Origin of the sequence: Candidatus Hinthialibacter antarcticus (assembly GCA_030765645.1) — a bacterium.
GTDB lineage: Bacteria > Hinthialibacterota > Hinthialibacteria > Hinthialibacterales > Hinthialibacteraceae > Hinthialibacter > Hinthialibacter antarcticus.
Genome location: JAVCCE010000070.1, coordinates 1 through 16,161, shown reverse-complemented (window position 1 = coordinate 16,161; position 16,161 = coordinate 1). Strand labels below are relative to the sequence as shown.

General features: G+C 52.9%; 14 protein-coding genes. 9 read left to right on the top strand and 5 right to left on the bottom strand.

Going from position 1 to position 16,161, the window contains the following annotated elements:
- The first annotated feature begins 15 nt into the window (after positions 1 to 15).
- From nusA to pnp, 7 genes are all read left to right on the top strand, one after another.
- On the top strand, positions 16 to 1,428 hold the full coding sequence (nusA, locus tag P9L94_17595; GenBank protein ID MDP8245900.1) for a transcription termination factor NusA: 1,413 nt from the start codon (positions 16 to 18) through the stop codon (positions 1,426 to 1,428).
- A 41-nt stretch (positions 1,429 to 1,469) separates the two neighbouring features.
- Positions 1,470 to 4,037, top strand: coding sequence for a translation initiation factor IF-2 (gene infB, locus P9L94_17590; GenBank protein MDP8245899.1), 2,568 nt, complete (start codon positions 1,470 to 1,472; stop codon positions 4,035 to 4,037).
- Positions 4,038 to 4,070: 33 nt separating this feature from the next.
- On the top strand, positions 4,071 to 4,352 hold the full coding sequence (locus P9L94_17585) for a DUF503 domain-containing protein (GenBank protein MDP8245898.1): 282 nt from the start codon (positions 4,071 to 4,073) through the stop codon (positions 4,350 to 4,352).
- 13 nt (positions 4,353 to 4,365) lie between these two features.
- On the top strand, positions 4,366 to 4,749 hold the full coding sequence (gene rbfA / locus P9L94_17580; protein MDP8245897.1) for a 30S ribosome-binding factor RbfA: 384 nt from the start codon (positions 4,366 to 4,368) through the stop codon (positions 4,747 to 4,749).
- Entirely contained in the window at positions 4,736 to 5,686 is a 951-nt protein-coding gene (truB, locus tag P9L94_17575; GenBank protein ID MDP8245896.1) for a tRNA pseudouridine(55) synthase TruB, read from the top strand. Before rbfA ends, truB begins: the two co-directional genes overlap by 14 nt.
- A gap of 28 nt (positions 5,687 to 5,714) precedes the next feature.
- A complete protein-coding gene (rpsO, locus tag P9L94_17570) occupies positions 5,715 to 5,984 on the top strand; it encodes a 30S ribosomal protein S15 (GenBank protein ID MDP8245895.1) in 270 nt (89 codons plus the stop codon).
- Between the two features lie 396 nt (positions 5,985 to 6,380).
- Positions 6,381 to 8,759, top strand: a complete 2,379-nt coding sequence (gene pnp, locus P9L94_17565) for a polyribonucleotide nucleotidyltransferase (GenBank protein MDP8245894.1) — start codon at positions 6,381 to 6,383, stop codon at positions 8,757 to 8,759.
- Positions 8,760 to 9,173: 414 nt separating this feature from the next.
- On the opposite strand, the gene rplU is transcribed toward pnp, so the two are convergent.
- The 4 genes from rplU to P9L94_17545 all read right to left on the bottom strand — a co-directional run bounded on the left by rplU (position 9,174) and on the right by P9L94_17545 (position 13,867).
- Positions 9,174 to 9,488 (bottom strand): 50S ribosomal protein L21, encoded by a 315-nt coding sequence (gene rplU, locus P9L94_17560; GenBank protein ID MDP8245893.1) that lies wholly within the window; start codon positions 9,486 to 9,488, stop codon positions 9,174 to 9,176.
- Between the two features lie 85 nt (positions 9,489 to 9,573).
- Positions 9,574 to 11,253 (bottom strand): glycosyltransferase family 39 protein, encoded by a 1,680-nt coding sequence (locus P9L94_17555; GenBank protein ID MDP8245892.1) that lies wholly within the window; start codon positions 11,251 to 11,253, stop codon positions 9,574 to 9,576.
- Positions 11,254 to 11,672: 419 nt separating this feature from the next.
- A complete protein-coding gene (locus P9L94_17550; protein MDP8245891.1) occupies positions 11,673 to 12,053 on the bottom strand; it encodes a CoA-binding protein in 381 nt (126 codons plus the stop codon).
- A gap of 29 nt (positions 12,054 to 12,082) precedes the next feature.
- A complete protein-coding gene (locus tag P9L94_17545; GenBank protein ID MDP8245890.1) occupies positions 12,083 to 13,867 on the bottom strand; it encodes an ABC transporter ATP-binding protein in 1,785 nt (594 codons plus the stop codon).
- Between the two features lie 71 nt (positions 13,868 to 13,938).
- Between P9L94_17545 and P9L94_17540 the strand changes: the two genes are divergently transcribed.
- Positions 13,939 to 14,829 carry a polysaccharide deacetylase family protein gene (locus P9L94_17540; protein ID MDP8245889.1) on the top strand — a complete coding sequence of 297 codons (891 nt, stop codon included), beginning with the start codon at positions 13,939 to 13,941 and terminating at the stop codon, positions 14,827 to 14,829.
- A gap of 137 nt (positions 14,830 to 14,966) precedes the next feature.
- Positions 14,967 to 15,326, top strand: a complete 360-nt coding sequence (locus tag P9L94_17535) for an STAS domain-containing protein (protein MDP8245888.1) — start codon at positions 14,967 to 14,969, stop codon at positions 15,324 to 15,326.
- On the opposite strand, the gene P9L94_17530 is transcribed toward P9L94_17535, so the two are convergent.
- Positions 15,316 to 15,915 (bottom strand): hypothetical protein, encoded by a 600-nt coding sequence (locus P9L94_17530; GenBank protein ID MDP8245887.1) that lies wholly within the window; start codon positions 15,913 to 15,915, stop codon positions 15,316 to 15,318. The two genes, P9L94_17535 and P9L94_17530, sit on opposite strands and share 11 nt — an antisense overlap.
- Between the last annotated feature and the right edge of the window lie 246 nt (positions 15,916 to 16,161).

Below are 16,161 nucleotides of genomic sequence, written 5' to 3'. Positions count from 1 at the left end.
TCTGGAGCCGAACGCATGTCTAAAGAAGTGTTGGACATAATTACACGGATTAGCCTAGAGCGAAACATCCCCGTACAAACGCTCCAGGACGCGCTTGAAGCTGCGCTGATTTCCGCTTCAAAAAAAATGCTTCCTGACGATGTTGAAGTCGTCGAAGCCGAACTCGACCGCGAAAGCGGCGAGTTTCGTATTTACGCCAACATGGAAGTCGTCGAAGAACTCGAAGACGAATTCACCGAAATTTTACTGGAAGAAGCCCGTAAATACGTTGACGATGTTTCGGTAGGCGAATTTCTCGTCATCGACGTCACCCCCGAAGACTTTGGCCGCATCGCGGCGCAAAGCGCCAAACAAGTCATTACACAACGCATCCGCGAAGCAGAACGCGAAATCATCTTTGATAAATACAAAAACCGCACCGGCGACTTGGTGGTGGGAACGGTTCAACGATACGAAAAAGGCAACGTGATCGTCGATCTTGGCAACGCGGAAGCCGTATTGCCCAACCGCGAACAGCCGCAAGGCGAACGCTACCGCTTTGGCGACCGCATCAAAGCCGTCATTGCCGATATCCGCAAATCATCCAAAGACGCCCAGATCATCCTGTCGCGTAATTCGGCTGAACTGGTACTAAAACTATTCGAGCAGGAAGTCGCCGAGATCAAAGACGGCATCGTTTCGATCCGCCTGATTGCGCGCGAACCAGGCAAGCGCACCAAAATTGCGGTGCTTTCTTCTGACAGCGACGTCGACCCGGTCGGCGCCTGCGTTGGTATGAAAGGCTCCCGCGTACAGATGGTGGTGCAAGAACTACGCGGCGAACGCATTGATATCATTGAATATAGCGACGACAGACAACGCTTCGTCGCCAACGCAATGAAACCCGCGAATATTGAAAGCGTCGAACTCGACAATGAAAACAACCGCGCATTGTTAGTCGTTCAAGACGACGAACTCGCCCTGTCGATCGGCAAAAACGGTTTGAACGCAAAATTGGCCTCCCAATTAACCAAGTGCGAAATCGACATCATTACCGAGTCGCAACTCAATGCGCGTGAACTGCAAGCCAAAAAAGAACTGGCTTCGATTCCAGCGCTGATTGAGCAAAGCAAATTGATTGATGCGTTGCTGGTTAAAGGCATCATCAGCCGTCGCGACATTCTCAGCGCCGGGCTAGAAAAACTGACTGACATCGACGGCATCGACGAAGAACTCGCCGAGACCATACTGCAAGAAGCCCGCGACTTGATCGGCAAACCCATCGAAGTAAAAAGCGATGACAAAGACGACAGCGACGCCTCGCCTGATCTTGTGGATGAAGACGCGGATGAAGACGAAGACGAATCTGGAGAAGGCGAAACGCCCGAAGATGAGAGCGACGCCAAAGACGCACAAGCAGAAGCAGAAGAAGAAACTCCAGTTGCGTAGCAAGAACGAATTTAATTCTCCCCTCTGGGGAAGGAGCGCTTATGAGGATCAACCAGATCGCCCGGAAATTCGGCATCGACAACAAGGACATCCTGGAATATCTCGAAACCATCGGGATGCCGGGGCGAAGCCATAGTTCCTCGCTTGATGATGGGACCATGGAACTCTTGTTGCAACATTTCGGGAAAACCTCAGAGCCCAAAAAAGAAGAAACGCAAAAAGACAATAACCGGTTTGCGCGCATTCGGCGTCCCAAAGGCTGGAAACCCGAAGATGAAAAGCCTGAGGAAGAGGACGAGGATGACGGCATTGAGCCGTCACTAGCGCCTCCTGTCGAAGCCGGTTCCGCTCAAACTGCGCCGGCCGGACAAGCAGCGCAAACGACGCCGATTACGCCGCAAAGAGATTTTACGAAAAAAGACCATAAAAAATCAGCCAAGAAGAAAAAACACCCCGCTGAGAAAAAACAAAAACTGAAAACAATCGCTCTCGAACCCAAACTTAAACCTGGCGCTGAACCAGAAATCATTATTGAAGCGCCCGAAATCACCGGCGAAGAAATTGTCGAAGATAAGTCGCCAGTGCCTGCCGCTGACGTTGAGTCCAAGACGCCCACTGACCCGGAAGAGGTCATTCGTAGGGAAATTCAAAAACTCAAACAAAAACAGAAAAAAGCCAGCGAGGCGTCAGAGCCAAAGAAAGACCAAGGGGGCCGTCGCCCTCAGCGCCCTCAGCGCCGCCAACAACAGCCAACCGGCCGCACCAGCCGGGGCAAGCGCGCCTGGAAGCGTGAAAAACGCGAACGCCTTGAAAATCAAATCGCGGCGGACGAGCAACGTCGGCAGAGAGACCTGACGGTCCTCAAAGTGCACGAAGCGACCACCCTGGCCGATATCGCCAACGGACTCAGCATCGACGCCAACGAACTGATTGGAAAACTGATTTCGCTGGGCGTGATGGCAGCCATCAACCAGCGCCTGGATGAAGACACGATTCAAATCATCGCCGAAGAATACGGCTTTGAAGTCGAAAAAGTTGACCTGTCCGGCATCGACGTCTTCAGCCAAATGTGGGAAAACGACGTGGTCGAAGAACGGCGCGTCAAACGTCCGCCAGTCGTTACCATCATGGGCCACGTTGACCACGGCAAGACGAAATTACTCGACGCCGTGCGCAAAACCGACGTGGTTTCGCAAGAAGCAGGCGGCATCACTCAGCACATCGGCGCATACCATGTCCAAACCAAAGCGGGCGAAGTGGTCTTTCTCGACACCCCCGGTCACGCTGCGTTTACCGCGATGCGCGCCCGCGGCGCCATGGTGACCGACATCGTTATCCTGGTGGTCTCTGCGGTGGAAGGCGTCATGCCGCAGACCATCGAAGCGCTTCACCACGCCAAGGCGGCGGGCGTTCCGATCATTGTCGCAATCAACAAAATTGATCTTGAAAACGCCAACTTGGATCGCGTCAAAAAACAATTATCCGAAAAAGGCCTGCTCGCAGAAGACTGGGGCGGCGACGCTATCGTAGCGCCCATCTCAGCCATTACCGGCGAAGGCGTTAATGATTTACTGGACAGCATAATTCTGCAATCTGAAATGATGGAACTCAAAGCCGATCCCGAATGCCGTGGACGCGGCGCCATCGTCGAAGGCCGACTTGAGCAGGGACGCGGCGCAGTTGCCACGCTATTGATTCAGCAAGGCACCATCCGCGTAGGCGATCCATTTGTTTCGGGCGTCTATTCAGGCCGCGTGCGCGCCATGATGAATGACAAGGGCGAGCCGATTGAATCGGCCGGGCCTTCGATGCCGGTTGAAATTCTCGGCCTTGAGAAAGTCCCCAGCGCGGGCGACCCGTTCCAGGTCGTGTCTGACGACTCGCAAGCGAAACAAATCAGCGCCCGTTTGATGCAAATTCAGCGCGAGCGCGAATTACGCCAGCAGCATAAAGTCACGCTGGAAGACCTGCACCTGCAAATTCAATCCGGTGAAGTTAAAGACCTGCGCGTCATCGTTAAAGGCGACGTGCACGGTTCCGTCGACGCCCTGTGCGACAGCTTAATGAAGATCGAAAGCGACAAAGTGCGCGTCGAAATTCTTCACAACGGCGTGGGCGCCATATCCGAATCGGACATCATGCTGGCCTCAGCGTCAAACGCCATCATTATTGGCTTTAATGTTCAGCCGCACCCCAATGTGCGCGACCTGGCCAAATCAGAACACGTAGACATCAACACCTATCGCGTCATTTACGAAGTCGTAGACGATATACGCAAAGCCATGACGGGTATGCTCGACAAGACCTTCGTCGAGAAAATCATGGGACGCGGAGAAATTCGCGAAGTCTTCCGCCTGTCGAAAGGCCTTTCAATCGCGGGTTCGTATGTGCAAGAAGGCCTGTTGCAACGCAACGCCCGCTGTCGGTTGCTGCGCGACTCTGTCATTGTTCATGAAGGCAAACTCACGTCGCTCAAGCGCTTTAAAGAAGACGCCCGCGAAGTGAAATTCGGCATGGAGTGTGGAGTCGGCTTTGAACGCTTTAACGACGTTCGCGTAGGCGACGTGGTAGAATGTTACCAGGTCGAAGAGGTGGCGGCGACGTTGTAAATTACGCAGGGCCTTGTTAGGCCGAAGCCAGCCATGGTCATCGGAGTGCTCGAAGTCTCTTTTCGCCTGCCGGAATCCGGGTCTCTCAAAGACAAGCGCCATGTTGTGCGCAGTCTCAAAGACCGAATCCGCAATCGCTATAACGTCTCGGTCGCTGAAACGGAGGGCCACCAAACCTGGCGCTCCTGTACGCTGGCTTTTGCCGCAGTCGCATCGCAACAAGCCGTGATCGAAAGAGATTTTGAAACGATCATCAACTTGATCGAAAGCCGTCCAGAAATCGCTCACGCCGAATCCTGGACTGAGTATTATTAGAATAAAAACCACTATGACCCAAAAAAAGACTTACCGCATCCATCAGATCAACCGCCAATTGCGCGAAGAAATCGCCTCGGTTCTTCTCACTGAGATGCAGGATGAAATTTTACGCGGCCTAACCGTCACCGAAGTGCGCGCATCCAGAGATTTGAGTAACGCTGTCGTATTTATCGCCGTGCACCGCGACGCCGATCACGAGCAGGCGCTCGAATCAGCGCAACGCGCCTCTGGATACATTCGCCGCATTCTCTTCGGGCGGCTTCATTTGAGAACGATTCCAAATTTATCGTTCCGCTATGACGACTCGCTCGACAAAGCCGAGCGAATTTTTCAACATCTCCATCATCTGGACATCCCGCCGGAAGATGATAACGAGGACGATGAAATTGAATAAGAACACAACAATCGTCGGCGTATTAAACGTGAACAAACCCAGCGGCATGACCTCGCATGACGTGGTCGACCGCATACGCCGCGCCGCAAAAATTAAACAAGTTGGACATACAGGGACGCTCGATCCGATGGCGACCGGCGTTTTGCCGATTTGCGTTGGACGCGCGACAAAAATTCAACAATTTTTAATCGCCCAAGATAAAGAATATGACGTCAAGATGGAACTGGGCCTCATCACCGACAGCCAAGACCGCACCGGCGAAGTCATTGAAGAACGCCCGATGCCTGATCTTTCCCGGGAAAACGTCGAGAAAACCCTCCTCCAGTTCACGGGAGAAATCATGCAGACGCCTCCCATGATTTCAGCCAAACACCATAAAGGCAAGCGCCTCTATGAACTGGCGCGTCAAGGGGTTGAGGTCAAGCGTGATCCTTGTAAGATTACCATTCATAAATTAGAATTAACGGATATTCAGCCGCCATACGTCCACTTTCTGGTTACATGCAGCAAGGGGACGTATATACGTACGCTTTGCCACGATATCGGCGAAGCCATGAATAGCGGGGCCGTGATGGCCGGATTGTCGCGGGTGCGATGTGGACGCTTTCACATTGACCAATCCGTCGATCTGGCCGATCTGCGTACGCCCGATGATGTAGCCGCCAAATTGTTTGACCTGAACCAGGCGCTCGACTCGATGCCTTCGGTCATGGTCGGGACGGAAGGCAAAACCTCAATGTTTTGCGGACGGTCTCTGGCGGGAGGCGCCATCACCCGGCGCATCGGCGATTTTACCAGCGGCGCGTTTATTCGCGTCACCAGCCGCGACGGCGCCTTGATTGGCGTGGGCGAGGCCTTGATGGCTTCTGACCAGCTCGACTCGCTGGCTGGAAATTTACGTGTAATTAAACCGGTGAAAGTTTTTCACACGGCTTAACGTGTAGAATCATAGAGGAGGTGAGACTTTGTCTATCACCATTGTCAAAAAGAAAGAACTGATTACCGATTACAAAGTGCATGACACCGACACAGGCTCAGCCGAAGTTCAAATTGCCATTTTGACTGAAAAAATCAAGAACCTGACTGAGCATTTTAAGATGCATAAAAAAGACCACCACTCGCGTCGCGGTTTGATCAAAATGGTTAGCCGTCGTCGCCGTTTGTTGGACTATTTAAAACTAAATCAAGTGAATCGCTATCGCGAATTGATTGACCGCTTAGGCCTACGCCGCTAATTGCTGCGCAGCGCCGGGCGAAATGGAGTTCGGGGACGGAAGAGATGAGACGGAGGCCGAAGTGTATCCTCAACACCCCGATTAGGAGGTCGAAGGTTGGCGACAACCTCCCACCTCCTAGTCAGGGTGATGATGGGTCGGCATCCGTCTTACCCGTACCTGCCTCATTCGGGGGCGCGCAATGATTTGCGCTCACGTCTGTATAACGCAGAGACATTTCCATTCCAGTTCTTCCTTTCACTGGCGCTCAACGCTTTTTATTGTGGTTGCTAAAATTTTGTGCGGATTGAGTTTTCATCACTGCATCTATCGCTGAGCCCTACGGGCGCGCTTTCCGCACATGCTTTTGACAAACGCTCTAGCGTTCGCCAAGCGGATATTAAAAGGGAGACTTTTATGTCTGAAGTCACACAAGTATCAAGAGAGATCGCCGGCCGTACGCTGACGATCGAAACCGGACGCATGGCCAAACAGGCTGGCGGCTCGGTTACCGTCCAATATGGCGATACCGTCATATTGGCCTGCGCCACCATGGCGCAACACGCCCGGGAAGGTCAAGATTTCTTCCCCCTCACCGTTGATTACCGCGAACCGTATTATGCGGCAGGCCGTTTCCCCGGTGGATTTTTCAAGCGGGAAGCGCGTCCCTCCGACCGCGAAACGCTGACCTCACGTTGCATCGACCGTCCCATGCGCCCCTTGTTTCCTGACGGCTTCAAAAATGAAGTCCAGGTATTGCTCAAGGTGCTTTCGTATGACGGCGAGAACGAGCCGGATATTCTCGGCATGGTCGCGGCGTTTGCTGCGATCGAAATTTCAGAGATACCCTTCGCGGGGCCGCTGGGCGCCGTCCGTATCGGACGCATCAACGGCGAATTGGTCGCCAACCCCACCCTGGACCGTCTGCCCGACAGTTCGATGAACCTGACAATCGCCGGGTCGTCAAACGCCATCATGATGGTTGAAGGCAGCGCGAAGGAAGAGCCTGAAGAGGTCATGCTTGACGCCTTTGAACTCGCGCAATCCATCATTAGCGACCTATGCGAAATGATTACCGAACTGCGCGGCAAATGCGGCAAAGAGAAATACGTATTTGAAGCGCCTCAGCCTGACGAAGGCATCAAAAACTGGTTGCGTGAATTGGCCGAAGGCCGCATCCGCGAAGCCAGCATGGTGGGCGACAAACACGCGCGCCAAGCCGCGCTGGGCGTTATTCTCGACGAAGTCAAAGCCACGATTATTGACGGCCTCACGACCGACGTGCAAAACGCAGAAACCGCAGGCGACGCAGCCGCCGTGGCCGCCGTCAAAGAACGCCTCTCCAATGCGCCGAAAGAAATCGGCGGCAGTTTCCATGATCTCGAAAAAGAAATCATGCGCAACCGCATCCTGGATGAAGGCGTCCGCAGCGACGGTCGCAGCCTCGACCAAATTCGCCACATCTCCTGTGAAACAGGGGTCGTTCCCCGCGCTCACGGTTCGGCGCTGTTCACCCGCGGTCAAACCCAGGCGTTAGTCATCTCAACCCTGGGCACCGTCTCAGATGAACAAAAAGTCGATAACCTGGCGGAAGAATACTACAAGAAATTTTTCTTGCACTACAACTTTCCACCGTTCTGCGTGGGTGAAACCCGCCCGATGCGCGGCCCGGGCCGTCGTGAAATTGGTCACGGCGCACTCGCCGAACGCGCGTTAGAGCCGATGCTGCCGGACCACGAAGTATTCCCGTACACCATTCGCATTGTCTCTGACATTCTCGAATCAAACGGTTCATCATCAATGGCGAGCGTCTGCGGCGGTTCGTTGGCGTTGATGGATGCAGGCGTCCCGACCAAAGCGCCCGTCGCGGGCATCGCGATGGGTTTGATCTCCGACGGCAGCCGCTTCGCGGTGTTGTCTGACATCCTCGGCGTCGAAGATCACCTCGGCGACATGGACTTTAAAGTCACGGGAACCAGCAACGGCATCACCGCCTTCCAGATGGACCTCAAGATCGAAGGCATCACTCGCGATATCATGGCGAAAGCGCTTGAACAAGCCAAGCAAGGCCGCCAGCACATTCTCGGCAAGATGGCCGAAGCGCTGGAAGCGCCGCGAGGCGAACTGCGTTCGTTTGCGCCGCGCATCCAAACCATGATGATTGCCATTGATAAGATTCGCGACGTCATTGGGCCAAGCGGCAAGATGATCCGTAAGATCATCGCCGAAACCGGCGCCAAGATCGACATCGACGACGACGGCAAGGTCATCATCGCCTCGACCGACGAAGAAGCCGGGCGCAAGGCGCGCGAGTGGGTTGACTATCTTACGCAAGAAGTCGAAGTAGGCCGCGTCTACAAAGGCAAGGTCACCCGCATCACCAACTTCGGTTGCTTCGTCGAAGTCTTGCCCGGTCAGGAAGGTTTGGTTCATATTTCCGAACTCGAACCGCGCCGGGTTGAGTCAGTCACCGACGTTGTTTCGGAAGGCGAGGAGATTGAAGTCAAAGTCGTCGAAATTGATGAATTTGGCCGCATCAATCTCAGCAAGAAAGAAGCCGACCGCGACGCAGGCCGCATCCCGCAGGATGCAGGCCGCAGTGAAGATCGTCCCAGTGGTGGAAGCGGCGGCGACCGTGGAAGTCGCCCCAGCGGCGGCGGCGGTCGTAGCGGTGGTGGAGACCGAGGCGGACGCAGCGGTGGTGGTGGACGTAGCGGCGGTGGAGATCGCGGTGGTCGCAGTGGCGGCGGCGGTGGTCGTCCCAGCGGCGGCGGAGACCGAGGCGGTCGACGCTAAACAACGTCTGATGTAGGGTGGGTTCTTAACCCACCGGGTATAATCATTGAATGACCAACGGGGTGCAGCGTGCTGCGCCCCGTTTTTTTATTGCCCAAGGGTAGGGTGGGCTCGCGTTAGCAGCCCACCACGAGAATCCAGTGGCATTACTTTTCAAGGGCTGTCGCCGCTTCGCGTCGCCTTGCCCTTGCCACCCAGCCGATCACCTCATGCGTATGCAACTTGCTTATGATATGTCCAAAGCGCGTTTACAGAATGATGAAATCAATGTTACTCGATATGAAAAGGCGGGCGTTTGAGATCATCCGGCGAGCGACTTTGCGAAATTCCCAGCCTCTGACCAATAAAGATCAACACAAAACAGGCTGACGGAAAGCCGTCAGCCTGTTGGAAACGCGGGTTATGAATCGCCGATTAGCTGGTGACGATGTCTTCGATCTTGATGCGGGTGAATGATTGGCGATGGCCCTGAGTGCGGCGGTATTGTTTGCGCTTTTTAAACTTGAACACGACAATTTTCTTGCCCCGGTCGTGCGCCAACACTTTGGCTTTGACGGAAGCGTTTTCCACCATCGGCTGACCGATGACTAAGTTTTCGCCGTCGCGAATCAAAAGCACTTGATCTAACGAGACTTGATCGCCTGCAGCGGCGTCGAGTTTCTCGATTTCGAGAATATCACCCTTAGCGACTTGAAACTGCTTGCCGCCAGTTTGAATGATTGCGTACATGGTTGTCCTCCAAGGTCTCTTCATATATCCAGAACGAGTAATATAGCCGGATTGGGGCGAAATCACAATCCTTACGAAACGCCCATCAGTCAATCGGGCGATAAACCGCAACAGGCGGATTCACCGATGCGCGCCCCAAATACGATGTCCCCGCATCAAACAGCGAGAGCGAACTCCACGCGGGGAAAGCCATATCCGGCGTAAATTGACGGGCCTTGCGTTGTTCATACAAAAAATGATTGACCTGCTCGATTTTCTCTAGCGATGCGGCAAGATGCGCGGGCAAGGGCGCTCGCTTGAATTCGTGCAGCAATTCATACGGAGCGGCGTTCCAATTTTTGATCTCATAACGCCAATGCTTCACCAGGTCTTCCGCGACAAATTCATCCACCGAAACCAAGTACGAATACGAAGCCGTATCCCGCTGGCGCCATTCATTAATAGGTGCAATGTCATATTCAAAACGCGCCCGCGCCAGGTCTTCGGGATGCACCGCCAGGTTTTCATCCATCAAGACCCTGCCGCCCGGCGGGACATGCGCATTCAACCATGCGACCGCCTGAGTTCGCGTATCGGTCAATTGCGAGAGGTCCCAAGCGAACTGACCGCCTTGAATGAGCGGTTGCAGGCTGACCGCCGCAATCAATAGAGTTCGCGTAAATTTCCATCCCGTGCACTTCACGATCCAAGCCGATAAGCGCTCAACGCCATAAGCAGCGAACAAGGCCAAAAAGGGCAGCATCGCGACAGCGTTTCGGATAAAGTCGGCTTTTTGTATCGCCAACATGGCGAAGTAAGCGAGCGGAAACATCAGTATCGCGGCCCGGTGCTTCGATGACGACAACGCGAAAGCGAGCATACCGCCGAAGGCAAATAGCAGCGGCAAGACGCCGAACCCGCCCTGCGCCCATGAACGCACAAACGCCCATCCATACATGGAAGAGCCAGTCAAATATTCAATGTCGCGTCCATAATGTTGAATTTCGATTCCGACTTGCCGCGTAAAATCATCCATCGAGTTCCACCAGGGACACGCGAGGCTGAATGCGAAAAAAAGGGTCACAATTAAAAACACTAGACGCACATTCAAAAAGCGCCATTTGAAATGCTTGCAATGAAGCGCAAACGGCAGCAGCCAGATCATGGCGCCGTTGTACTTGGTCGCCGCCGTGAGTCCAGCAAAAAATGAAGTCGAAAAATAGGCGGCATAGGTTGGATGCTTTGACATCGACAGGCTGACGTAGACTGTCAGCGCCGCCATGAAGGCGAGCGGTAGGTCCATGGTCACAAACAGCGAATGCTCGATGAACCCAGGCGCGATTGCCAACAGAAACGCCGCGATCAGCCCAACGGATGCGTTCGCGATCCGCGCACCGAGCGCATAGACCAATCCAATCGAACAAAGCCCTAAAAACACCGTATACATGCGGCAAAAAAACAACAGCGATGAAGGCGATATATTGCGGTTGATTCCACTGGTTTGAATGTGAACCTCATCCAGGCTGGAGATCGTCCCGGTCCCAAGCGCCCAGGCGTAGTGGGCGGCGTTGGCGGAAATTTGTTGATAGAGAAAAAACGGCGGGACATTAAACCAGGTGTATTTCAGCGATTGATACGACAGCATTCGATGTGCAGCATAGATATATGAACTCTCATCCCAATTGTATGAATAGGGCGAGGCGAACCGCGCCGCCGGGACGCGCAACAACGCGCCCAACACAAGTATAAGTAATAAGAGCCCAGTTGAATTTCGCTTGGATATCATTCAACCATTCTGAGCGAAAAGTGGTTAGGATACTAGAATTATCAATACATCGGTAATGTTAAAATAACTCACGCCCCCCCTACACCAATGTCTGAAGTTCCCCCGTTTTCACGGACATTGAATTAAGACATTTAGCCCCCCTTTTTAAGGGGGGACGGCGCTGAAAGCGCCAGGGGGGATTCGGGCGCAACACGTTGCGCCCCTACAGGGCTGATATTTTTGATTTCGTTGCATCAAGGGCTGCCCTTACTTCGCGACGCCTTGGCTTGCCACCCCTTAAGTCAATGTGCCCCTACACTGCAACATCGTTCATTGCAACAAAGCGGACGAGGCCTGGGGGCGTCTCTGTGAGCGCCTGTGCAAAGGGCCTGACAGCCCGCACGGAAGCGAAGTGAGACGTACCCAGGCCTCGTCCCGTCTCAAACAAACTCGCCCGGCGAGCGCCCAGCCGAGACGATGCTGCACGCTTGGACAATGTTCAGCCCTAATTCATCCGCGCGGGCTACGACGGTTTCATCTTCGCTGCCCGGGTTGAGAAAGATGGTCGAGACGCCCTTCGCTTTTAAGTCATCCAAAACCGTCAGCGTTTTATGAGGCGGGAGGTACACGCTGGCGGTCTCTACTTCGCCGGGAATCTCACCAACAGACGCATACGCCTTCAGCCCTTCAATCTCGTCAGCGCCTGGATTGACGGGGTACACGGCGTAGCCCTGCGCCTGATACGCCCGCACCGCTTTGTTGCCGTATTTCGTACGGTTTGCTGATGCGCCAATGATTGCGATCGTGTTATTGGTTGACAAAGAGAATTCCTTTTTATTGAAGTTTACGGCTACTCATTAACCGCAGTCTCAAGCGACTGGTTTTTGTATTGCAGCTGGTAGAGGCGGTAGTACATGCCTTTGCGCGCCAGCAGTTCCTGGTGGGCGCCGCGTTCGACGATCTCGCCGCGATGCAGCACGAGTATTTCATCCGCCTGTTGAATGGTCGAAAGCCGGTGCGCGATCACCAGCGAGGTACGGCCTTCGATCAGGCGCTCAATGGCTTCCTGAATCAGAAATTCGGTCTCGGTATCAACACTGGAGGTGGCTTCATCCAGAATGAGAATCTGCGGGTTCGACACCAGCGCGCGCGCGAACGATAGCAACTGGCGTTGGCCGACGGATAGCGTCGCGCCGCGTTCTTTGACTTCGCTGCCATAACCGTCCGCCATTTTTTCAATAAAGCGGTCGGCCTGCACAATTTTGGCGGCGTGTTCAATTCTCTCCGGGGTCACATCCGGGCGCCCTAAACTAATGTTGCCCTGAATGTCGCCGGAGAACAAAAAGAAGTCCTGTAACACCAGCCCGATTTGCTCGCGCAGATACGACAGGTCGTATTCTTTGACATTGACGCCGTCGATTAAGACTTCGCCTTCTTGCACGTCATAAAAACGGAAAATCAGATTGATGATGGTGCTTTTGCCTGAGCCGGTCGGCCCCACGATAGCGACGCGCTTGCCAATCGGCGCCTTGAAGGAGACATTTTTCAGAATCCATTCGCCTTCTTTGTAAGCGAAACTGACGTTGCGAAATTCGACCTCACCTTTGATTTCCTGCTGGACGGGCTGTTCCGGCTCCGACACAACTTCGTCGATGTCCATCAGTTTAAACACGCGCTCGGCGGCGGTCATCCCGGTTTGAAGAATATTAAACTTGTCGGCCAGGTCGCGAATCGGCTGAAAGAACTTCTGCGATGAAATAATGAACGCAACCAAAGTCCCGACAAACGCGGGATTCTCAATCAAAATAAATCCGCCGCCAAACCACAACAGCAGCACCGTGGTCACCGCGCCGAGAAATTCGACCGTCGGATAAAACACCGCATAATTATAAATACTGCGTACGTTGGCTTTGCGATATTCGTCGGTCAGGTTGCTGTAATAGCCCAGATGTTCTTTTTGCCGGCCAAAAATTTGTACGGTCTCCATGCCGGAGATATTTTCTTGCAGAAAGCCGTTGATCTCAGACAATACGCGGCGCACTTCGCGATAGGAGTCGCGCACTTCGTTTTTAAACTTTATACTGGCCCACACAATCACTGGCATCACCAGCAAGACAACAAAGGTCAGCGAAGGGCTAAGCGAAAACATCACCACCAAAAGCCCAATGATGTACAACACGTCGCTGAAAGTGAATACAATACAATTGGCGAACATTGAGTCCATCGCTTCAATGTCGCTGGTGAGGCGGGTCATCAAATAACCGACCGGGCGGTTGTTGAAGAATGCCAGCGAGCGGCTTTCGAGATGGCGAAACAGATGCAGCCGCAAGTCGTACATACTCTTTTGGCTCATCAGGTTGACCAGATAAAATTGGGTATACTGAAAGAGGAACCCGGCAAGAAGCAATAAAATATAAATGCCGCACAACATCGCCAGCCCGCGCGTCTCTTCGTTCTGAATAAACTGGTCGATGACGGATTTATACAAATAGAGAGACGCCAGTTCGATCGAAGTCGAAATGGTCAGCGCCAAAAACGCCCAAACGATGTATTTCCAATAGGGGGCGATGTAAGGGTAGAGACGCTGCATCAATCGGGCGTCGTACGCTTTACCGGATATTGTTTCTTCGCGCATAAAGTAATCAGGTTTCTATTTGGACTATTTCAAAAAACGAAGCGTAGTTTATGACTTTCATTTAGTATACTATGGCAAACTCAGAAAACGAAGTAACGGTTTTTTCACCCACGGGGTTTGATGGCGCCGCCGTCTTCACCATCGACGTCGAAGACTATTTTATGAGCCCCGAAACCATCCCGTTCGAGGCGTGGCCTTCGTTTCCATCGCGCATCGAAACCGGCATGGAGCGCTGCCTGAAATTATTGCAAGAGCATCGCGTAAAAGCAACGTTCTTCTTCGTCGGCTGGCTGGCGGAACGCTACCCGCAGATCGTCGAATGGACGCTCGAACAAGGCCACGAAATCGGCACCCATACCTACACCCACCATTTCGTCAATACGTTATCGCAAGAGCAATTCACGCAATCGTTACAAAAAAGCCTGCGTATCTTACGCGACATCGCGGGCAAAAACGCAGTCGTCGGCCATCGCGCCCCGGCGTTTTCACTGGAACGCGCTAAACCCTGGCAATTTGAGGCGCTCAAACAAAACGGCATTCAGTACGACTCGTCGATCAACCCGCACGGGACTTATCTATACGGCGACGCAGAGGCGCCGCGCCATCCCTACATGCTGCATGGGCTGCTTGAGTTGCCGCCTGCTTCCATTGAATGCCTGGGGCGCCGCTGGCCGGTCGGCGGCGGCGGGACGCTGCGCATCTTGCCCTCGCTCTATCAAACCTGGGCGCGAAAACGCTACATCCGCGAAGGGTTCCCGCCTGTGATTTACATGCACCCGTGGGAATTTTTACAAAAACACCCGCCGTTGAATTTGCCGATCAAACAACAATGGATTCACCATTGGGGGCTGCGAAGCGTCGAGAGCAAATTGCGCAAACTGTTTGACCAGTATCGTTGCGTCCCGATGGGCGAATATGCGGCGGCCATTCAAACAACGAATGAAGCAAATTCAAAAAGATAAGCAATTTGGATTGAATCAAACCCCGCCTCAGAGTACGATTGTAATTTCCAGTTGTTTTTAACTTAAAGATCAACTTGCATAAACCTGTGAAAAACAAACTCGAACAACTTATTCAATATGCTGCGAGCGCATCAAACATGAACCGCGAACCCATGGAACTCGACGTTAGCGCTGAGGCGGCTTACACCGCCGTACGCATTACCGGGCCAATTATCGCCACCCACTCGCCTGAACTGCGCACGTTGATCGCAGAAACATTTGAGCAAGGCAAGAGCATGATTATTGATATTTCCGGTTGCGACTATATGGACAGTTCCGGCATCGCGACGCTGGTCGAGGGCGTCCAGCTGGCGGAATCAAAAAAAAGCAAGTTTATCCTGACCGGCGCCTTCAGCGAAAAGGTGAAGCACTTGTTCGAGATCACTCGCCTCGACGCTTTGTTTGATGAATATCATTGCGACACCATCGAAGAAGCAGCGAAGCAATTCACTTCGTAGTTCCAACCAGCGGCGTGTAGCCGACTCTCATCCCATTTGTATCCGTGTATAAATACCCCACGCTGTGAATTCCGTTTGTGATGTGATAGGGCTGGCTCGCGATAGTATATTTGTGAACACCGTCTGGCTCTGCGCGTTCTTCTATCTTCACATCCACGCCCGACGGCCCCGCGCTCACAACAAACCACGCCCGCGTGACGCCTGTAATATTCGGCTTCGCCGGGACATGAGCATGAGTGACCTGGCCGTAGCCTTGGAGCAAAGCATTATTGAGACCGAATAATTGGTTAAAATTTAAAAACGGGCGCACTATATTATTGCTATCGACTATATAAACAGTGCTTAAAGGTCGGTTTTTTAGTTCTTCATGCAGTTGTTTGTCGCCTTGAGTCGCCTCTGTTCCCTGGCTCAATTGAATGACAGGATTCTGGTAAATATGCCGGAGAGAATTTTCAAAAAAGATATGCAAATCGCGCTTGGTCTTCAGAAACTGATAACGGTCTGTGAGCATGAATATAGCCAGCCCCAACATAAAGAATGTCAGGACGCCTGCGAGAAAATGTCTTGAAACGGGAGTTTGGCTTTTCATCGTCAATGCGCAATGATAATTCGATGACGTGTTTTAATACGCTGAAATCTAATGTAGGGTGGGATGAATGTAAAGAATCCCACCGTTAGACTTTGTTAAAATTTTTACCGAACATTTTTGGTTCATCCGGTAATTGAGTACCTACATTAATGGATGGTCATGATTTTGATTCCGAAAACGTATTCCGGCGTATCAATAATTGACAAACCAAACCAGGCATGGGTGTAACTCTGGGAGCGCCTGTGC